The organism is Xanthomonas sontii, assembly GCF_040529055.1.
In the GTDB taxonomy this organism is placed as follows: Bacteria; Pseudomonadota; Gammaproteobacteria; order Xanthomonadales; family Xanthomonadaceae; genus Xanthomonas_A; species Xanthomonas_A sontii.
Genome location: NZ_CP132342.1, coordinates 2,339,748 through 2,359,280, shown reverse-complemented (window position 1 = coordinate 2,359,280; position 19,533 = coordinate 2,339,748). Strand labels below are relative to the sequence as shown.

Sequence of the window (19,533 nt, the reverse complement as noted above, 5' to 3'; positions counted from 1 at the left end):
CGCCGATGCCCGCGCGTCGCCGACCCGCGTTGTGCCTCCACGCCGCGCTGCACCTGCGCCGCGTCGGAAAACCGGCGCCGACCGACGCGCCGATCGTCGGCATCGGTCACCGCCAGACGCGACGGACACGCTGCGCTCGCGGTGCGCCCGGCGGCGAGCTCACATGGCCTTCGCAGCGACGTACGCAGCGACGCCAGCGACGCGCGTTCCGGGATCGCCTTGCCGAGAATGGCGCTGCCGATGCGCGAACGCTGGCGACCGCGCCCAAAAAGAAACCGGCCGCACTGGGCGGCCGGTTCGGGTATCGCGATGGGCGGTCGGCTCAGTGGCCGTCGTCCTCGAGCAGTTCGGCGTACTCGTCCGGCGACAGCAGTTCGTTCAACTGCTCGGCATCGTCCGCTTCCAGCACCAGGATCCAGCCTTCGCCGTAGGCGTCCTCGTTGATCGTTTCCGGCTTGTCGCTCAGCGCGGTGTTGACCTCGACGACCTTGCCGCTGAGCGGGCTGTACACGTCCGAGGCGGCCTTGACCGACTCGACCACGGCCACGCCGTTGCCGGCTTCGACGTGATCGCCGACGTTCGGCAGCTCGACGTAGACCAGGTCGCCGAGCAGGCCCTGGGCGTGGTCGGAGATGCCGATGGTCACGCGACCGTTACCTTCGACGCGGGCCCACTCGTGGGACTTGAGGAATTTGAGGTCGCCAGGGATCTCGCTCATGGGGCTGCTCCGGAAGAAGACGGTATCGAGGATGGGAGTCTAGTGTAGCGAACCGCGCGCTTGGGAAAGAAGTCGCGCGCGGCGGACAGGACTCAGCCGAGCACGCCGGGCTGGACCTGGCCTTCGCGCACGAACGGGAACTTGACCACGCGCACCGGCACTTCCTTGCCACGGATGTCCACGCGCACCGAACCCGGCTCACCGGCCGGCACCCGCGCGAAGGCGATCGCCTTGCCCAGCGTCGGCGAGAAGGTACCGGACAGGATCTCGCCGTCGCCGTTGGCGGTCAGCACCTTCTGCCCGTGGCGCAACACGCCCTTCTCGTCCATCACCAGGCCGATCATCTGCCGCGGCGCGCCACCGGCCTTCTGCGCTTCCAGCACAGCGCGGCCGATGAAGTCGCGGCCCTCGTCGAGGGTCACCGTCCAGGCCAGCGCGGCCTCGTAAGGCGAGACGCTATCGTCCATGTCCTGACCGTAGAGGTTCATGCCCGCCTCCAGGCGCAGCGTATCGCGCGCGCCCAGGCCGGCCGGCTTCACCCCCGCACCGATCAGCGCCTCCCAGAACGCCGGCGCCTGCGCTTGCGGCAGCACGATCTCGAATCCGTCTTCGCCGGTGTAACCGGTGCGCGCGACGAACAGCGGCACGCCCGCGTCCGAGGTCGCCTCGATCGCGGCGAAGCGACCGAGCTTCTGCGCGGCGGCACGATCCTGCTCGCGCAGCAGGCCGATCGCCTTGGCGCGCGCGTTCGGCCCCTGCACCGCGATCATCGCGAAGTCGTCGCGCTCGCGCACCTGCACGCCGAACGCCTGCGCCTGCTCGCCGATCCAGGCCAGATCCTTGGCGCGGGTGGCGGCGTTGACCACCAGGCGGAAGAACGCATCGGACATGTAATAGACGATCAGATCGTCGATCACCCCGCCCTGCGGGTTGAGCATGCAGGTGTACAGCGCCTTGCCCGGCACCTTCAGCTTGTCCACCGAATTGGCCAGCAGATGGCGCAGGAACGCGCGGACCTGCTCGCCGTGCAGATCGACCACGGTCATGTGGCTGACGTCGAACATGCCGGCGTCGCGGCGCACCTGGTGGTGCTCGTCGATCTGCGAGCCGTAGTGGATCGGCATGTCCCAGCCGCCGAAGTCGACCATCTTGGCGCCGAGGGCGCGGTGGCTGTCGTTGAGGATGGTCTTCTGGGTCATGGCACGGGTCCGTGAGAAAAGTCCCCCATTATCGCTGGCTGGGGGCCGGGATTGGGGGAGTCGGGAATGGGGATTCGTCAGAGCGGCTTTCCTGGATCCGGAGGACTGGCGCTCGATCGCGCAGTGCCCTGGGAGCGGCTTCAGCGAAGGCCGGGATCGGGGAGTTGGGATTCGGGATTAGCAAGAGCGGGCGTCCTGAGCCGAAGGACGCGCGCTTGATCGCCGCTCCTACGCGCAGGAAGATTGGGAAGGCGGAGGTACCGCACACTCGCGGCACCAATCCCCAATCCCGGCTTTCAAACCGCCTGGACCAGCAGCGTCATCCCGTCCACGCCGACGATGCGCACCGTGCTGCCGGCCGGCAGGTCGGGGCCGCCGACCACCCAGAAGGCGTCGTCGACCTTGGCGCGACCGCGGCCGCCGTGGATCGGCTGGTCCAGGGTCACCATGCGGCCGATCAGTTGCTCGGCGCGGCGGTTGAGCAACGGCTGGTCGCTGGTCCGGCCGCGGTTGCGGAACCAGGTGCGGTACACCTGGATCGAGACGAAGCTCAGCACCACGAACGCGCCGACCTGCAGCAGCAGGGAGATGTCCGGGAACACCAGCACGGCGAGGAACACCGCCGCGGCGGCGAAGCCCATCCACAGCATGAAGGCGCCCGGCGCCAGCGATTCGGCCGCGAACAGCAACAAGGTCAGGGCACCCCAGGCCACCACCTCAATGCGCATGGCTCAGACTCCGTTGCGCGGCGGCACGCGCGGCACTGCCGGCGGGGTGGCCTGCTTGTTCAGCGCCTCGCGCGCCAGTTCGGCGATGCCGGCGATCGAGCCGATGATGCCGCTGGACTCCATCGGCATCAGCACGAACTTCTGGTTCGGCGCGGTGGCCAGTTCCTTGAACGCCTCCACGTACTTCTGCGCGACGAAGTAGTTGATCGCCTGCACGTCGCCCTCGGCGATCGCCTTGGACACCATCGCCGTCGCCCGCGCTTCGGCCTCGGCCAGGCGCTCGCGCGCCTCGGCGTCGCGGAACGCGGCCTCCTTGCGGCCTTCGGCCTCCAGCACCGCCGCCTGCTTCTCGCCGTCGGCGCGCAGGATCTCCGACTGCCGCGAACCCTCCGCCTCGAGGATCTGCGCGCGCTTCTCGCGCTCGGCCTTCATCTGCCGGGCCATCGCATCGACCAGGTCGCGCGGCGGCTGGATGTCGCGGATCTCGATGCGGGTGACCTTGATGCCCCACGGATTGGTGGCATGGTCGACCACGTTCAGCAGCTGCGCATTGATGGTTTCGCGCTGGCTCAGCGATTCGTCCAGGTCCATCGAGCCGATCACGGTGCGGATGTTGGTCTGCACCAGCGCGATGGTGGCGATCTCCAGGTTGGACACTTCATACGCGGCCTTGGCGGCGTCCAGCACCTGGAAGAACACCACGCCGTCCACGCGCACGACCGCGTTGTCCTTGGTGATGACGTCCTGGCTGGGCACGTCCAGCACCTGTTCCATCATGTTGACCTTGCGGCCCACCCCGTACATCACCGGAATCAGGAAATGCAGGCCGGGCGACAGCGTGTGGGTGTAGCGGCCGAAGCACTCCACCGTCCACTGGTAGCCCTGCGGCACCATGCGCACGGCCTTGAACAGCAGGATCACGCCGGCGACCAGCAGGACCATGGCGAGGAAGAAGGAAGACGGCATCAGGTCGCTCCATTAACCAGAAAGAAATCGAATCCGCAGTATAGCCAGCGCACGCGCACGTGCCGGTCACCAGCGGATGCGGCCCAGCAGCATGTCCTTGAACATCACCCAGTCGCCGGCAAGCGAGTACAGTGGGTGCTTGAAGGTGGCGGGACGGTTCTTCTCGAACACGAAATGGCCGATCCAGGCGCAGCCGTAGCCGCAGACCGGTGCGGCCCATAACCAACGCGGCTGGCCGGTGCACAGCGCCAGCAGCAGGCTCGCCAGCACGCCGAGGCTGCCGACGAAATGCAGCCGTCGCGACACCCGATGCCGGTGCTCGCTCAGATAGAACGGATAGAACTCGCGAAAACTGGAGAAGCGACGCATGCGATGGCCCTCCCGAGGCGACGCAGGCATTCAGCATACGCTGGGAGCGCGGACATCGCGCGCTGCGCACGGATGCGACACGCAGGTGTCATGCGGCCACGACGCGCACTTGGCGTGCTTTCCGATGATCCAATGGGTCGGGACTGAAGTCCCTCCCACAGTGCACCCGCCGCATTCGCCGCAAGCGCCTGTGGGAGCGGCCTCAGCCCTGCCGCGGTGCGACGAGGACGTGTATCGCGACCACGGCACCGCCCGTCGCGCCGTGGCGTGTCCTGCGGAAGTCAACTGTCATGCAGCCACGACGCGCAACGTGGCGTGCTTTCCGATGAGCCAATGCGTCGGGACTGAAGTCCCTCCCACAGTGCACCCGCCGCATTCGCCGCAAGCGCCTGTGGGAGCGGCCTCAGCCCTGCCGCGGTGCGACGAGGACGTGTATCGCGACCACAGGGCACCGCCCATCACGCCGTGACGTGTCCTGCGGAGGTCAACTGTCATGCGGCCACGACGGGCAACCTGGCGTGCTTTCCGATGAGCCAATGCGTCGGGACTGAAGTCCCTCCCACAGTGCACCCGCCGCATTCGCCGCAAGCGCCTGTGGGAGCGGCCTCAGCCCTGCCGCGGCGCGAACATGATCACCGCCATGCCGACCAGGCACAGGCCGGCGCCGAGCAGGTCCCAGCGCGTGGGGCGCATGCCCTGCACCGTCCACAGCCACAGCAAGGCGACGGCGACATAGACGCCGCCGTAGGCCGCATAGACGCGGCCGCTGGCGGCGGGATGCAGGGTCAGCAGCCAGACGAAGAGCGCCAGGCTGCCCGCGGCCGGCAGCAGCAGCCAGGCGCTGCGCTGTTCGCGCAGCCACAGATAAGGCAGGTAGCAGCCGAGGATTTCCGCGACGGCGGTCAGCACGAACAGCAGCAGGGTCTTCATCCGGCCGCGGCGCGCTCTTCGTCCTTGGCGCGCTGCCAGTACGCCTCCTGCTGCGCCAGCGACAGGCCGTCGAGCGCGCCGCCGTCCTGCTGCGCCAGCCGTTCCATCGTGCGGAAGCGACGCTCGAACTTGAGGTTGGCGTGGCGCAGCGCCGCACCGACGTCGACCTTGGCATGCCGCGCCAGGTTGGCGCAGACGAACAGCAGGTCGCCGATCTCGTCCTGCAGCCGTGCCGGATCGACTGCGGCGCCATGCGCCAGTTCCGCGCGCACTTCCTCAAGTTCTTCCTGCACCTTGTCCAGCACCGGCGCGGCGCCGGGCCAGTCGAAGCCGACCCGCGCCGCACGCGACTGCAGCTTCAGCGCGCGCTGCCATTCCGGCAGGCCGCGGGCGATGCCGGCCAGTGCCGAGCCGTCGCGCTCGCCGGCGGCGGCGCGCTCGGCACGTTTGATCTCTTCCCACTTCAGCGTCTGCTGTTCGGCATCGGCCACCTGACTGTCGCCGAACACGTGCGGGTGGCGGCGCACCATCTTGTCGCAGATCGCCGCGACCACGTCGTCGAAGCCGAACGCGCCCTGCTCGCGCGCCATCTGCGCATGGAACACCACCTGCAGCAGCAGATCGCCGAGTTCGTCCTTCAGCCCGGCCAGGTCCTGGCGGTCGATCGCGTCGGCCACTTCGTAGGCCTCTTCGATCGTGTACGCGGCGATGCTGGCGAAGTCCTGCTCCAGGTCCCAGGGGCAGCCCTGCGCGGGATCGCGCAGGCGCGCCATGATGTCGAGCAGGGCGGGAAGATCGTAGCGAGTGGGGGTCACGGGCGGGTTCCGGTACGACGGCACCGCTGCCGCCACCGCCTAGTGTGGCAGAGCGCGCGCCGTGCGGCGCGCGCGCGCGGCGCGGCTCAGCCCAGCCAGTCGCGCCAGGGCAGCGCCGCATCGCCCAGCGCCACGAAGTCGCCGTTGAGCAACGATTCGCGGCGGTTGTAGCGGAACGGCTTGCCGGTCGCGGCGGCCAGCAGCGCGCCGCCAGCGGCCTGCAGCACGCACTGCCCGGCGGCGGTGTCCCATTCGGAGGTCGGGCCGAAGCGCGGATACACGTCCAGGTCGCCGTCGGCGATCCGGCAGAACTTCAGCGACGACCCCTGCGCGACCAGTTCGATCTCGCCCATGCGCTGCAGCAACGCGTCGGTACGCGCGTCACGGTGCGAACGGCTCGCCGCCACCCGCAGCGGCGCGGTGGCCGGACGTCGCGTATTCAGCGCGGTGTCGCGGAAGCCCTCGCGGCGGTACGCCTGCTCGCCACGCACCGCATGCCAGACGCGGCCATCGACCGGCGCCTGGACCACGCCGAACACCGGCGCGCCCTGGTGGATCAGCGCGATGTTGACGCTGAACTCGCCGTTGCGCTTGACGAACTCGCGGGTGCCGTCGAGCGGGTCGACCAGCCAATAGGTGGTCCAGTGCTCGCGCACCTCCCACGGAATCTGCGCCGATTCCTCGGACAGCACCGGCAGGTCCGGGGTCAGCCGCTCCAGACCTTCGACGATGATCTGATGCGCGGCCAGGTCGGCCTGGGTCAACGGACTGGTATCGGCCTTGTGCTCCACCTCGAAGCCGGTGGCATAGACGGACATGATGGCCGCGGCGGCATCGATGGCGATGGCGATCACGGTTTCGCGCAAATCACTGGTGAGACGGATCATTCGGCCCGACCCAGCCACTCGCGGGCGATGAACAGCGCCGCCAGCGAACGCCCCTCGGAAAAATCTTCACGCAACATCAGTTGATCCAGTTCAGCCAGTTTCCAGGGCACCACTTCCAATTCCTCCGGCTCGTCGCCGGTCAGTCGTTCGGGATAGAGATCTTGTGCAAGCACCAGCCACGACTGGTGGCTCATGTAGGTCGGCGCCAGGGTCATCGCGCGCAGCACGCGCAACTGCCGCGCGCCGTAGCCGGCCTCTTCCTTGAGTTCGCGGTCGGCTGCCTGCAGCGGGGTCTCGCCGGCGTCGATGCGGCCCTTGACCAGCCCCAGTTCGTAGCGATGCACGCCGGCGGCGTATTCGCGCACCAGCAGCACGGTCTGCGCATCCAGCATCGGCACCACCACCACCGCGCCATGACCCGGCGCCTTCAGCCGGTGGAACACGCGGCGCTCGCCATTGCTGAACTCCAGGTCCAGCTCCTCGACCCGGCGCTCGGCGGCCGATTCGCTGCGCTCGCGCACGGCATGGATGACCGGCAATCGACGGGTCACGCCGGCACCCTGCGGCGCCGGACGGCGTCGATCGATAGAATGCGCGGAGCGAAGAACCTGTTCATGAGCGCGAAATGCTATCAGACCTGACCGCAGCACAGATGGCCGAGGCGTGGCGCACGCGTGATCTGGCCGTGCTCTGGCACCCGTGCACGCAGATGCGCGAGCACCCCGACACCCTGCCCCTGGTCCCGATCGCCCGTGGCGAAGGCGCCTGGCTGATCGACCACGGCGGCCGCCGCTACCTGGATGCGGTGAGCAGTTGGTGGACGAATCTGTTCGGCCACGGCGAGCCGCGCATCGCCGCGGCCATCGCCGCCCAGGCCACCCAGCTGGAGCAGGTGATGCTGGCCGGCTTCAGCCACGAACCGGCGGTGCTGCTGGCCGAGCAGTTGCTGGCGCTGGCGCCGCGCCAGGACGGCCGCGCGCCGCTGGCCAAGGTGTTCTATGCCGACAACGGCTCGGCCGGCGTGGAAGTGGCGCTGAAAATGGCTTTTCATTATTTCCAGAACCGCGGCGAACCGGGGCGCACCCGCTTCGTCGCGCTGGAGAACGGCTACCACGGCGAGACCATCGGGGCGCTGGCGGTCGGCGACATTCCGCTGTATCGGCGGGTGTACGCGCCGCTGCTGGCGGAGGCCTTGTTCGCGCCCTCGCCCGACGCCTACCAGGCCGCGCCTGGGCAGAGTGCGCGCGAACGCGCCGATGCCGCCGCTGATGCGCTGGCCGACCTGTTCGACCGCCATCCCGGCGAGATCTGCGCGGTGATCCTGGAGCCGCGCCTGCAATGCGCCGGCGGCATGCGCATGCACGATCCGGCCTATCTGCGGCGGGCGCGCGAACTGTGCGACGCCAACGGCGCGTTCCTGATCGCCGACGAGATCGCCACCGGCTTCGGCCGCACCGGCACCCTGTTCGCCTGCGAGCAGGCCGGGGTGATGCCGGACCTGCTGTGCCTGTCCAAAGGCCTGACCGGCGGCTTCCTGCCGCTGTCGGCGGTGCTGGCCACCCAGCATCTGTACGACGCTTTCCTCGACGACAGCCGCGAACGCGCCTTCCTGCATTCGCACAGCTACACCGGCAACCCGCTGGCCTGCGCCGCGGCGCTGGCGTCGCTGCGGATCCTGCAGGAGGACGACGTGATCGCGCGTAACCGCAGCACCGCCGAGACCATGCGCGCGCTGTCGGCGCCGTTCGCCGAGCATCCGCACGTGGCCGACGTGCGCCAGGCCGGCATGGTGGTGGCGTTCGAACTCACCCGCACCGGCAACAAGCGCACGCCCTTCCCTGCGTCCGCACGCGTCGGCCTGCACGCCTACCGTGCCGCGTTGCAACGCGGGGTGGTGCTGCGTCCGCTGGGCGACGTGCTGTACTGGATGCCGCCGTACTGCGTGGACGCCGCGCAGTTGGCGCTGCTGGCCGAGACCACGCTGGCGGCGATCGACGAGGCGGTGGCATGCGCCTGACCCGCTGCCATGTGGAGCTGCCGCTGCACGCCGGCGCAGAGTTGAGCCTGCCGGAAGACGTCGCCAACCACCTGCTGCGCGTGCTGCGGCTGCGCGAGGGCGATCCTTGCGTGCTGTTCAACGGCGACGGCTGCGATTACCCCGCCGAACTGCTGCAGGCCGGCAAGCGCAACGCCAGCGTGCGCATCGGCGCGGCGCAGCCGGTCGACAACGAGTCGCCACTGGCGATCACCCTGCTGCAGGGCGTGGCGCGCGGCGAGAAGATGGACCTGATCCTGCAGAAGGCCACCGAACTCGGCGTCGCCGCGATCGTGCCGGTGTGGGCCGAACGCACCGAAGTGAAGCTGGATGCGGCGCGGGTGGACAAGCGCGTGGCGCACTGGCGCAGCGTGGTGATCTCGGCCTGCGAACAATCCGGCCGCGCGCGCGTGCCGCAGCTGAGCGCGCCGCTGGCGCTGGCCGATGCGGCGCGCGCCGCGGCGGACAGCCCCTGCCGGTTGATCCTGGATCCGCAGGGCGAACAGCGCCTGCGTTCGCTGGCCATCGGCGGCGCTGCGGCGACGATCGCGATCGGCCCGGAAGGCGGCTGGTCGCCACGCGACCGCGCCACGCTGGAGGCCGCCGGCTTCGTCGGCCTGCGCCTGGGACCACGCATCCTGCGCACCGAAACCGCCGGCCTGGCCGCGATCGCGGCGCTGCAGGCGCATCACGGCGACCTGTGAGTTCAGGCAAGCGATGACGCTGTAGACAGCGGCACCGCAACGCAGGCGCCGCAGGCATGGGACATATATATGTGTCGACGCGCTACGGCACGCCAGGCACGCCGCACCGGCGTTGCGGGACGCCGCCTATCGGCGCGGCCATCGCCGCGCCGGGCCGCTCAGTGGCGCTGCTGCAGGAACCAGTTCGCCGCGCCGATCACCCCGAGCTGGCCATGCTCGACCAGCTTCACCGGGATCTGCTCCAGCGCAGGACGCATCGCGCCCTTGTTCAAGTAGCGCTCGACGAAGCTGCTGGCGGACAGGAACGCGCCGATCTGCGGCAGGAAGCCGCCGGCCAGATAGATGCCGCCCTGCACGCCGTACAGCAAGGCCATGTCGCCGACCACGCTGCCGAGCAGGCCGCAGAACGCGGACAGTGCCTCGTGCGCGAGCGGATCGTCGTCGCCCACTGCAGCCGCGGTGATGTCGCTCGGTGCGGCATGCGCAGGCGTGGCGCCACGCAACTCGCAAAGTGCGCGATAGAGATTGAGCAGGCCCGGGCCAGACAGGAAATGCTCCATCGGCACATAGGAGCGATCGCGCAACAGCCGCTGCGCCAGCGCCAGTTCCAGATCGTTGCCGATCGGCAGCGCGGCATGGCCGGCCTCGGTGGCCAGCACCATGGCGCCGCCCTGGGTCGGAATCCACACCGCGGCGCCGAGGCCGGTGCCCGGACCGATCACCAGCGCAGGCCCGCGCTGCGCCTTGCGCGGCCCAGTCAGATGCAGCACTTCGCTGGCGTCCATCGACGCGGCCGCATACGCCACCGCTTCGAAATCGTTGACCAGATGCAGCGCCTTCATGCCCAGGCGCTCGCGAATTTCCGGCGGCGACAGCGTCCACGGCAGATTGGTGGTGATGACGCGACCATCTTCGAGCGCGTAACCGGCGCTGGCGATCACCCCACGGGTCGGCTTCGGCCCCTGCACCTGGCCCAGGAATTCGCCGATGATCTCGGCCAGACCGGGATAGTCGGCGCAGCGGTATTTGCGATAGTCCAGCACATCGACGGACGGCGCCGGGCCGGCACCGGCAGCGCGTGCGACCAGGCCGATCCGGACATGGGTTCCGCCGACATCGGCAGCAATGAAGGGCTCGGCGCGCGGCACGGCCGCTGCCACTGATGAACTGCTTGCGGACACATCTTCTCCCGTTGCGCCAGAGCAGGCGCACGCCGATTCGGCAGATTGATCGATCGAGTGTCGGACCACCTTGACAACGTTGTCAAGGTGAATTTCACCCGTTTGTCGTTTTGTCTTCACCACTGCGACTTCATCGGCCCGATCGCCCGGCCGTTCGAGCGACCGATCGCAGGGCGCGTTGCATGGGTGAACATCCGTCGCAAAATTTCGCCGCATTGCACAAATTTCTGCCACACGCCCGGTCAACCGGCAGCGCCTGTCGCACCAGGGCCTCGCGACTACCACGGGCACACCGCCGCCCTCCGCGGGCATGTTTTCTTTTGTAGACAAGCACCTAGGAGACGCAAAAGAAGGGCCGCGAAAGCCTCCGGAAAGATGCCGCGGCGAGCCTTGCCTGCATTCGTCAAAACCACGTGAAACGGGTGTTGACAACGCTGTCAGCGCTACGACAGACTCGGCTCACACAAGTTTTACAACTTCAAGACATGCCACGTTCAGGGGATTCAGACACAGCGACGCATCGCCGCTCCTCCCGCGCCAAGTGGCAGGACGCGCGCTGACGCTGCGACCGGCATCCCCGAACCGACGAAACCACGCCCCGAGCCGGGCCGGACGCAGCGGCGTCCGGATCAGGCGACAAGGTGCACTGCTGTATTGCTGGACTTGGTTGTTATCTGCAGGAACACAGGAAGGACTGGCGCCCTCGATGCCGCCGGTTGGCTACTTCCGCGTCAGCGACCGGACGACGCGCATCGAGATGCGATCCGCGCAGCGCCACAAGGCGCGGCGCCATCCACAAGGCCGGGCAGCGGCCAGCACGCCGGAACATCGGTTGGCACCTCATGCCCAAGTACTCACCCAGAGGTTTAGCCAATGAATAGCCGCACCACTACCTTAGCCCTCAGCATCATGGCCGCGCTGTACCTGTCCGGTAACGCCGCCGCGCAGGAAGCGCCCGCTTCCGCCACCGCGGATTCCAAGAACGTCCAGCAGCTGGATGCCATCACCGTCACCGGTTACCGCGCCTCGCTGGAGAAGAGCCAGTCGGTGAAGCGCTCGGCCAACTCCATCGTCGATGCGATCAGCGCCGAGGACATCGGCAAGTTCCCGGACACCAATGCCGCCGAGTCGCTGGCGCACCTGCCGGGCATCAGCGTGGACCGCCAGTTCGGCGAAGGCGAGAAGGTCAGCATCAACGGCACCGACCCGGCGCTGAACCGCGTGCTGCTCAATGGCCAGACCATCGCCTCGGGCGACTGGGGCGGCAACCCGACCGACACCAGCGGCCGCACCTTCAACTACACCCTGCTGTCTCCGGAAATCATTGGCCTGATGGAGGTCTACAAGACCCCGGAAGCCCGCATCGACGAAGGCTCGATCGGCGGCACCGTGATCGTGCACACCCGCAAGCCGCTGGACCTGCCGAAGAACACCATCCGCGGTTCGATCGGCTACAACTACAACGACCGTTCGGAAGAAGGCAATCCGCGCGGCTCGGCGCTGTGGAGCTGGAAGAACGACGACGAGACCTTCGGCGCGTTGATCTCCGCCACCCACGACAAGCAGGATCTGTCGCGCGCCGGCATCGAGTTCTTCGGCTACAACACCGGCGCCGGCATCCCGCCGACCGCGCGCATCTCCGGCGACGGTGGCAACGTCGCGACCGCCAAGATCCCGGTGGGCATCAACAGCGCCTTCTTCCAGCAGACCCGCGAGCGCAACGGCCTGCAGGGCGCGCTGCAGTGGAAGCCGAACGATCAGAACGAGTTCAACCTGACCGGCATCTACATCAAGGGCAAGTACAACAACTTCAGCGAATCGCGCTACGTCTGCCCGGGCTGCGGCGACCAGGACAAGATCACCAGCGCGACCGTGCAGAACGGCTACGTCACCCAGGCCACGGTCACCGATGGCGCCGGCAACGGCAAGCAGCCGTATGCGCAGCTGGACACCAACTACCGCGAAAGCACCGTCACCACCAAGAGCCTGAACCTGCGCCACGACTTCTACGGCGACAAGTGGGTGTTCACCTCGCAGGTCGGTACCACCGAGGCCACCGGCGGCAAGAACCCCGAATACCTGATGAAGTTCCTGCTGAAGGACGGTGGCTACAACTTCGGTTACGACGGCAGCCACACCGACGTCAACTACGACAACGCCAGTGCCGCCAACTGGGGTCTGGTCGGTTCGCCGGCCGGCCTGGCGCCCGGTTCCACTGCCGCTTCGGCGATGCAGGCCGGCGGCATCTACTACGCCAAGAGCACGGACAAGGAGAAGTACTTCCAGTTCGACGCCGCCCGCGATCTGGACTGGGGCCCGCTGAACAAGCTGCAGCTCGGCTACAAGTACATCAACCACGACAACGGCGTCGACGCCCGCGGCAACCGCATCAACACCACCAATGCGATTTCGCTGACCGACTTCAGCCCCGGCACCACCCCGAGCGGTCTGTACGACGGCCTGGGCGCCAGCGGCGACCTGACCAACTGGCCGACCGCCAACCTCAACTCGGTGATCAGCTACCTGCGCGGGCAGCCGCAGGGTCCGTACAACCGCGACTACGGCTCCTCGTTCGACGTCAAGGAAATCACCAGCGACCTGTACGCGCAGCTGAACTTCGAGTCCGGCGCGTGGCGCGGCAACCTGGGCGTGCGTTATGTCGACACCAAGGACAAGTCGCTGTACTGGCAGAGCGCCGATGGCGGCGCCACCTACAACCAGACCCAGGTGGGCAAGCAGTACTACAAGCCGCTGCCGAGCTTCAACCTGGCCTACGATCTGGATACCGACAAGGTGCTGCGCTTCTCCGTGGCCAAGGTGATGGCACGTCCGCGCTACGGCGACCTGGCCGGCTCGTTCACCATCAACAGCAGCAACGGCAACCTGACCGCAAGCGGCGGCAACCCGGACCTGAAGCCCTACGAGTCGACCAACTACGATCTGGCCGCCGAGTGGTACTTCGCCCCGTCCAGCATGCTGTCGGCGGAACTGTTCTATCGCGACATCAGCTCGTACATCGTCACCACCACCTCGCAGCAGCAGCTGACCGATGCGGTGAGCGGCGTGAGCGGCCTGTTCACGGTGACCTCGCCGATCAACGCCTCCGACGCCAAGGTCAAGGGCGCCTCGCTGAACTACCAGCAGGCCTTCGGCTACGGCTTCGGTCTGCAGGCGAACTACACCTACGCCACCGCCGACGCCAGCACCGGCCTGAACCTGCCGTACCTGTCGAAGAACACCTACAACGTGATCCCCTACTGGGAAAACGGTCCGTGGATGGTGCGCCTGAACTACAGCTACCGCTCCAAGTACTTCACCCAGGTCGGCCGCCTGAACTCGCAGGTGTTCACCGACGAGTACAAGCAGCTGGACCTGACCGCCTCGTACGAGATCAACGACTGGATGAGCGTGAGCTTCAGCGCGACCAACCTGCTCGACTCGACGTACTACTGGTACAACGAGGTCAAGTACGCGCCGATCGGCATGTACAAGAACGGCCGCGGCTACCAGGCGCAGCTGAACTTCAAGTTCTGATGTAGCACCGGCGCGCCACCGTCCCTCCACGGTGGCGCGCTTTTTCGTGTCCGGCGCGGCGGCGCCGGCATCGTCTTCTGCAACAAGGAGTGCCGTTCCATGACGACCGAGACCCGCCCCCGTGCGGACCGATCCCGCCACGCCGGAGCCGCACGCCAGACCCTGGCCAGCGCGCTGGCCCTCATGCTCGCGCTGACGGCCCTGCCCGCCAGCGCCGCGGACGCGCCGTCGCCGACCGCGCCCACCGCCACCACCCTCAGTCCGGAACAGATCGACCAGCAGTGGCTGCAGGCCACCGCCAAGTACGCGCCCGAACGCGCGCGGCTGGTGCGCGAAGCCAACGATGGCGCGCGCGGCGGACCGTTCCGACCCGACTGGACCTCGCTCAAGCAGTACCGCTCGCCGTCCTGGTACGACAACGCCAAGTTCGGCATCTTCATCCATTGGGGCGTGTTCTCGGTGCCGGCCTTCGGCAACGAGTGGTATTCGCGCAACATGTACCAGCAGGGCAGCAAGGACTACCTGCACCATCGGGAAACCTACGGCCCGCAGTCGCGCTTCGGCTACAAGGACCTGATCCCGCTGTTCACCGCGCCCAAGTTCGATCCGCAGGCCTGGGCCACCCTGTTCCGCGACGCCGGCGCCCGCTACGTGGTGCCGGTGGCCGAACACCACGACGGCTTCGCCATGTACGACTCGCAGCTGTCGGACTGGACCGCGGTGAAGATGGGTCCCAAGCGCGACGTGCTCGGCGAGCTGTCCAAGGCGATCCGCGCACAGGGCCTGCATTTCGGCCTGTCCTCGCACCGCGCCGAGCACGACTGGTTCTTCGACGGCGGCCGCCAGTTCGACTCGGACGTCAACGACCCGCGCTACGCCGGCCTGTACGGCCCGGCGCAGGTGCGCCTGCCGGGCAAGGACGACGCCGACGTCACCAACGACTGGACCCCGGTGTCGCAGGCCTGGCTGGACGACTGGCTGGCGCGCACCACCGAACTGATCGACCGCTACGACCCGGACCTGATCTATTTCGACTGGTGGATCGCGCACCCGACCTTCCGCGGCACCCTGCCGACCATGCTGTCGTACTACTACAACCACGGCGCGGCCAAGGGCGGCGTGGTGGTGAACTACAAGCTCGGCGCCTTCCCCGAAGGTGCCGGCACACTCGATATCGAGCGCGGCCAGCTCACCGGCATCCATCCCACGCACTGGCAGACCGACACCTCGGTCAGCAACGCCTCGTGGGGCTATGTCGAGAACGACACCTACAAGACGCCGACCTTCATCATCCACATGCTGGTGGACGTGGTCAGCAAGAACGGCAACCTGATGCTCAACATCGGCCCGCGCGCCGACGGTTCGATCCCGGACACCGAACGCGCGATCCTGCTGTCGATCGGCAAGTGGCTCAAGACCAACGGCGAGGCGATCTACGACAGCACGCCGTGGCGCAGCTACGGCGAAGGCCCGACCGAAGTGGTCGGCGGCACCTTCCAGGACACCAAGACCAAGCCGTACACGCCCGAGGATTTCCGCTTCACCACCGGCCACGGCGCGCTGTACGCGATCGAGCTGGGCTGGCCGGTCGACGGCCAGGCGCTGATCCGCTCGCTGAAGCCGGCCGATGGCGTGCGTGGCGTCACCCTGCTCGCCAACGGCAAGCCGGTGCCGTTCGAGCAGCGCGCCGACGGCCTGCACCTGCGCCTGCCGGCCAAGCCGGTGGGAGAACACGCCTACGTGTTCCGCATCGACCTGTCCTCCCCCACTCCGCCAACGGATTCCTCCCGATGATGAAGCGTTTCGCAGGGCTGCTGTTCGCCCTCGCCCTGGCCTGCGGGCCGGCCATGGCCAAGAACCCGACCGCGCTGTTCTATCTGATGAACACGCAGAAATCGACCAATTCGTTCCTGGCCCACCTCGACAAGATCGACGTGGTGGTGCCGACCTGGTACGGCGTGGACCAGAGCGGCCTGGTCAACGGCACCCCGAACATATACCTGTACGAGATCGCCAAGCAGCACAAGCTGCGGGTGATGCCGATCCTGTCGATGACCGCCGGGCGCGAGGGCTTCCACAAGCTGCTGCACGACGAGGACGCCAAGCAGCGCATGATCCAGGCGCTGCTGATCCACGGCCGCAAGCATGGCTACTACGGCTTCCAGTTCGATTTCGAGAGCATCGCCTGGACCGACCGCGACGCCTACTCGCTGATGGTCAAGCAGACCGCCGAGGCGCTGCACAAGGCCGGCTTCAAGCTGTCGGTGGCGGTGGTGCCGAACGCGCCCGGCTATGCCGAAGGCGGCGCGTTCGCCAAGTGGATGTGGGAGTACTGGCGCGGCGCCTACGACCTCAAGGCGCTGAGCGCCTCGGCCGACCTGATCAGCCTGATGACCTACGACCAGCACACCCGCTGGACCGCGCCCGGCCCGGTGGACGGCATGGTGTGGATGAAGAAGCACCTGGACTACGCGCTGACCCAGGTGCCGAAGGACAAGCTGTCGCTGGGCATCGCCACCTATGGCTACCGCTGGTACACCGGCAATCCGGTCAAGGCCGACGGCACCGAGGCCTCGAACATCACCGCCGACTACATCGATGCCGACGAATCGTTCCCGCTGGCGGAAGAGCAGCATGCCACCGTGCAATGGGACCCGGTGGAGCAGGAATCGTGGTTCTACTTCTACCGCGACGACATGCGCGAATGGGTGTTCCGCCCGGACGCGCGCAGCTTCCGCGCCCGCTACGAGCTGACCAAGCAATACGGTCTGGAAGGCTTCAGCTGCTGGGTGCTGGGCGCCGAAGATCCCAAGGTCTGGGACGAACTGCCGACCGCGACGCGCTGAGCGGCCCCACGACCGAGATGCGACACGACGGGCACGCGGCGCGCAGCGAACGCGCCGCGCTCACCCCAGGCTACCTCACAGCCTCTACGATACGCATCTCGATCGCTTGAGGTAGACCGATGACTGCAGTGGGTGCACACCCCCGATTGCCGCACCGCCCGATGCCCGCCGCCGCGCGCATCGCGGCGGCCTCCCGCAACGCCTGGCTGGGGTTGTCCCTGCTCGCCTGTGGCAGCCTGCTCGGCGGCTGCGACCGCACTCCGCCGCCAGCGCCAGCGCCGGCGCCCGCGTCCAAGCCTGCCGCAGCGCCGCCGCCGGCCCCGAGACACGATGACGACGACGACAAGACGCCGCTGCCGTTGATCCCGGCGCCGGCCAAGGCCGAGCGCGACGGCGGCACCCTGACCATCGGCACCGGCGCCGTGCTGTCGGTGCCCCTCGACGACGCCGGCGCGCAGCGCGTGGCGCAGCAACTGTCGCAATTGCTGAGCAAGACCCGCGGGCTGTCGCTGGAAGTGCGTGCGGAGACCATCCCCGCCGACGGCAGCATCCGCCTGCAGCTCAATCCCAATACCGAGGTCGCGCAGGCCGAGGGCTACACGCTGGACGTGGATCCGCGCACCATGCTGATCCAGGCGCGCGAGGAGCGCGGCCTGTTCTACGGCGCGATCAGCGCCTGGCAGTTGATGACCCCCGACGCCGGCAAGGGCGAGGTGGACGTGCCGCAGGTGCATATCCGCGACTGGCCGCGCTTCGGCTGGCGCGGCGTGCTGCTCGACGTGGCGCGGCACTTTCATGGCCCCGACACGGTCAAGCGCCTGCTCGACGCGATGGCCCAGCACAAGCTCAACGTGCTGCACCTGCATCTGACCGACGACCAGGGCTGGCGCATCGAGATCAAGCGCTATCCCAAGCTCACCGAGATCGGCGCCTGGCGCACCCCGCCCGGCGCGGGCACCCACGGCCTGCCCGATCGCTACGGCGGCTTCTACACCCAGGACCAGATCCGCGACCTGGTGACCTACGCCGCCGAACGCCACATCACCATCGTGCCGGAACTGGACATGCCCGGGCACGCACAGGCGGCGGTGGCGGCCTATCCGGAACTGGTCGGGGTGACCCGGCAGCGGCCCAAGGTGTCGGTGGACTGGGGCGTCAATCCGTACCTGTTCAACACCAACGACAAGAGCATGACCTTCATCCGCGGCGTGCTGGATGAAGTGCTGCAGCTGTTCCCCTCGCCGTACATCCACATCGGCGGCGACGAAGCGGTCAAGGATCAGTGGGAACGTTCGCCGGCGGTGCGCGCGCAGATGCGCAAGCTCGGCATCAAGGACGCGCACGCGCTGCAGGGCTGGTTCAACCAGCAGCTGGCCGATTACCTGACCCAGCACCAGCGGCGCCTGATCGGCTGGGATGAGATCCTGGAAGGCGGGCTGCCGGCCAGTGCGTCGGTGATGTCCTGGCGCGGCGTGGATGGCGCGGTCGCCGCCGCCAAGCAAGGCCACGACGTGGTGCTGGCACCGGCCGGCTGGATGTACCTGGACAACCTGCAGAGCGCACGCAACGATGAGCCCAACGGCCGCCTGGCCACGCTGCCGCTGCAGAAGGTCTATGGCTTCGACCCGGTGCCGGCGGCGCTCAGCGCCGAGGAGAGCAAGCACGTGCTCGGCGTGCAGGCGGCGCTGTGGAGCGAGTACATCCCCTCCACCTGGCATATCGACCATGCCCTGTTCCCGCGACTGAGCGCGGTGGCCGAGGCGGGTTGGTCGCCGATGGCCGCACGCGACTGGAACGGCTTCCTGCAGCGCATGCCGGCGCAGCTGGACCGCTACCGCCTGCAGGGCATCGCCTACGGCGACGGCGCCTTCGCCCCGGACATCGCCGTGCAGGGCGGCGACAACGCCGCGCTGGACAGCGGGAAGGCCACCGTGGTGCTGGGCAACCAGGCCAAGTTCGGCAGCTTCCGCTACACCACCGACGGCAGCGAGCCCAAGGCCGACTCGCCGCGCTACACCGCGCCGTTCGCGGTGACCCTGCCGGTGACCGTGCGCGCGGCCACCTTCGCCGACGACGGCCGTCTGCTGGCCGCGCCGCGCAGCCGCATCCTCGACCGCGCCAACCTGCTCAGCCGCGATACCCAGGGCCTGGCCTCGTGCGAAGGCGGCGAGCTGGGCCTGCGCGTGCCGCTGCTGCCGGACCTGGCCGACCAGGACACGCCGGTGTTCAACATCGACCTGTTCACCAGTTGCTGGCGCTACGCCGACGCGCGGCTGGACGGCATCGACCGCATCCGCATCGACGCCGCGCGCCTGGCGCGCAACTACGGGCTGGCGCACGACCAGGCCAAGGTCAAGCGCTACCCGGCGCACAGCCCGCGCGGCGAGTTCGAAGTGCGGCTGGGCGACTGCAAGGGCAAGCTGCTGGCGCGGCTGCCGCTGCCGGCCGGCAAGACCCTGGGCGACCAGTTCGCGCTGGAAGCGCGTCTGCCCAGGCAGACCGGCGTGCACGACCTGTGCCTGCGCTCCACCGCGCCCATCGCCGGCCCGTACTACGCCATCGGCGCCGTCCATCTGATCGACACCGCGGCGCAGGCGCCCCCCGCCGCCGCGCACTGACCA

Annotated in this window: 16 protein-coding genes; 6 read left to right on the top strand and 10 right to left on the bottom strand. The window is 68.1% G+C overall.

Going from position 1 to position 19,533, the window contains the following annotated elements:
• Nucleotides 1-322: 322 nt before the first annotated feature.
• The 9 genes from gcvH to nudE form a co-directional block, all read right to left on the bottom strand.
• On the bottom strand, nt 323-718 hold the full coding sequence (gene gcvH / locus RAB70_RS09880) for a glycine cleavage system protein GcvH (RefSeq protein ID WP_017910465.1): 396 nt from the start codon (nt 716-718) through the stop codon (nt 323-325).
• Nucleotides 719-810: 92 nt separating this feature from the next.
• Nucleotides 811-1,917, bottom strand: coding sequence for a glycine cleavage system aminomethyltransferase GcvT (gene gcvT / locus RAB70_RS09875; protein ID WP_017916566.1), 1,107 nt, complete (start codon nt 1,915-1,917; stop codon nt 811-813).
• 296 nt (nt 1,918-2,213) lie between these two features.
• Nucleotides 2,214-2,645: an NfeD family protein gene (locus RAB70_RS09870; protein ID WP_026144669.1), complete on the bottom strand. Its 432-nt coding sequence runs from the start codon at nt 2,643-2,645 to the stop codon at nt 2,214-2,216.
• Between the two features lie 3 nt (nt 2,646-2,648).
• Entirely contained in the window at nt 2,649-3,614 is a 966-nt protein-coding gene (locus RAB70_RS09865; protein ID WP_026144668.1) for an SPFH domain-containing protein, read from the bottom strand.
• 63 nt (nt 3,615-3,677) lie between these two features.
• The gene (locus RAB70_RS09860; RefSeq protein ID WP_017910461.1) at nt 3,678-3,980 is read right to left on the bottom strand and encodes a DUF962 domain-containing protein; all 303 of its coding nucleotides are present in this window, start codon (nt 3,978-3,980) and stop codon (nt 3,678-3,680) included.
• A gap of 606 nt (nt 3,981-4,586) precedes the next feature.
• The gene (locus tag RAB70_RS09855) at nt 4,587-4,910 is read right to left on the bottom strand and encodes a YnfA family protein (RefSeq protein WP_148827633.1); all 324 of its coding nucleotides are present in this window, start codon (nt 4,908-4,910) and stop codon (nt 4,587-4,589) included.
• A complete protein-coding gene (gene mazG, locus RAB70_RS09850) occupies nt 4,907-5,683 on the bottom strand; it encodes a nucleoside triphosphate pyrophosphohydrolase (protein WP_148827649.1) in 777 nt (258 codons plus the stop codon). The genes RAB70_RS09855 and mazG overlap by 4 nt, the downstream gene beginning before the upstream one ends.
• Before the next feature lie 128 nt (nt 5,684-5,811).
• Nucleotides 5,812-6,612 carry a 3'(2'),5'-bisphosphate nucleotidase CysQ gene (gene cysQ, locus RAB70_RS09845; protein ID WP_017912917.1) on the bottom strand — a complete coding sequence of 267 codons (801 nt, stop codon included), beginning with the start codon at nt 6,610-6,612 and terminating at the stop codon, nt 5,812-5,814.
• Nucleotides 6,609-7,163: an ADP compounds hydrolase NudE gene (nudE, locus tag RAB70_RS09840; RefSeq protein ID WP_026143746.1), complete on the bottom strand. Its 555-nt coding sequence runs from the start codon at nt 7,161-7,163 to the stop codon at nt 6,609-6,611. The genes cysQ and nudE overlap by 4 nt, the downstream gene beginning before the upstream one ends.
• A 74-nt stretch (nt 7,164-7,237) precedes the next feature.
• On the opposite strand from nudE, the gene bioA reads away from it, so the two are divergent.
• Together bioA and RAB70_RS09830 are read left to right on the top strand one after the other, a co-directional pair.
• Nucleotides 7,238-8,629 carry an adenosylmethionine--8-amino-7-oxononanoate transaminase gene (gene bioA / locus RAB70_RS09835; RefSeq protein WP_148827632.1) on the top strand — a complete coding sequence of 464 codons (1,392 nt, stop codon included), beginning with the start codon at nt 7,238-7,240 and terminating at the stop codon, nt 8,627-8,629.
• Entirely contained in the window at nt 8,620-9,351 is a 732-nt protein-coding gene (locus RAB70_RS09830; protein ID WP_148827631.1) for a 16S rRNA (uracil(1498)-N(3))-methyltransferase, read from the top strand. Before bioA ends, RAB70_RS09830 begins: the two co-directional genes overlap by 10 nt.
• Nucleotides 9,352-9,509: 158 nt before the next feature.
• On the opposite strand, the gene RAB70_RS09825 is transcribed toward RAB70_RS09830, so the two are convergent.
• On the bottom strand, nt 9,510-10,532 hold the full coding sequence (locus RAB70_RS09825) for a glucokinase family protein (RefSeq protein WP_148827648.1): 1,023 nt from the start codon (nt 10,530-10,532) through the stop codon (nt 9,510-9,512).
• Between the two features lie 873 nt (nt 10,533-11,405).
• On the opposite strand from RAB70_RS09825, the gene RAB70_RS09820 reads away from it, so the two are divergent.
• The 4 genes from RAB70_RS09820 (at nt 11,406) to RAB70_RS09805 (ending at nt 19,530) form a co-directional block, all read left to right on the top strand.
• Nucleotides 11,406-14,066, top strand: coding sequence for a TonB-dependent receptor (locus tag RAB70_RS09820; RefSeq protein ID WP_148827630.1), 2,661 nt, complete (start codon nt 11,406-11,408; stop codon nt 14,064-14,066).
• A 99-nt stretch (nt 14,067-14,165) separates the two neighbouring features.
• Nucleotides 14,166-15,860 (top strand): alpha-L-fucosidase, encoded by a 1,695-nt coding sequence (locus RAB70_RS09815; protein ID WP_148827629.1) that lies wholly within the window; start codon nt 14,166-14,168, stop codon nt 15,858-15,860.
• Entirely contained in the window at nt 15,860-16,912 is a 1,053-nt protein-coding gene (locus RAB70_RS09810) for a glycosyl hydrolase family 18 protein (protein WP_148827628.1), read from the top strand. The genes RAB70_RS09815 and RAB70_RS09810 overlap by 1 nt, the downstream gene beginning before the upstream one ends.
• Before the next feature lie 119 nt (nt 16,913-17,031).
• Nucleotides 17,032-19,530: a family 20 glycosylhydrolase gene (locus RAB70_RS09805; protein ID WP_148827627.1), complete on the top strand. Its 2,499-nt coding sequence runs from the start codon at nt 17,032-17,034 to the stop codon at nt 19,528-19,530.
• The last annotated feature ends 3 nt before the right edge of the window (nt 19,531-19,533 follow it).

Excerpts from the sequence above, each read along its gene's own strand:
- RAB70_RS09855 (WP_148827633.1), bottom strand. The coding sequence starts at position 4,910 with ATGAAGACCCTGCTGCTGTTCGTGCTGACCGCCGTCGCGGAAATCCTC.
- RAB70_RS09815 (WP_148827629.1), top strand. The coding sequence starts at position 14,166 with ATGACGACCGAGACCCGCCCCCGTGCGGACCGATCCCGCCACGCCGGA.
- mazG (WP_148827649.1), bottom strand. The coding sequence starts at position 5,683 with ATGGCGCGCCTGCGCGATCCCGCGCAGGGCTGCCCCTGGGACCTGGAG.
- gcvH (WP_017910465.1), bottom strand. The coding sequence starts at position 718 with ATGAGCGAGATCCCTGGCGACCTCAAATTCCTCAAGTCCCACGAGTGG.
- cysQ (WP_017912917.1), bottom strand. The coding sequence starts at position 6,612 with ATGATCCGTCTCACCAGTGATTTGCGCGAAACCGTGATCGCCATCGCC.
- RAB70_RS09820 (WP_148827630.1), top strand. The coding sequence starts at position 11,406 with ATGAATAGCCGCACCACTACCTTAGCCCTCAGCATCATGGCCGCGCTG.
- RAB70_RS09870 (WP_026144669.1), bottom strand. The coding sequence starts at position 2,645 with ATGCGCATTGAGGTGGTGGCCTGGGGTGCCCTGACCTTGTTGCTGTTC.
- RAB70_RS09860 (WP_017910461.1), bottom strand. The coding sequence starts at position 3,980 with ATGCGTCGCTTCTCCAGTTTTCGCGAGTTCTATCCGTTCTATCTGAGC.
- gcvT (WP_017916566.1), bottom strand. The coding sequence starts at position 1,917 with ATGACCCAGAAGACCATCCTCAACGACAGCCACCGCGCCCTCGGCGCC.
- RAB70_RS09805 (WP_148827627.1), top strand. The coding sequence starts at position 17,032 with ATGACTGCAGTGGGTGCACACCCCCGATTGCCGCACCGCCCGATGCCC.
- RAB70_RS09830 (WP_148827631.1), top strand. The coding sequence starts at position 8,620 with ATGCGCCTGACCCGCTGCCATGTGGAGCTGCCGCTGCACGCCGGCGCA.
- RAB70_RS09810 (WP_148827628.1), top strand. The coding sequence starts at position 15,860 with ATGAAGCGTTTCGCAGGGCTGCTGTTCGCCCTCGCCCTGGCCTGCGGG.
- bioA (WP_148827632.1), top strand. The coding sequence starts at position 7,238 with ATGCTATCAGACCTGACCGCAGCACAGATGGCCGAGGCGTGGCGCACG.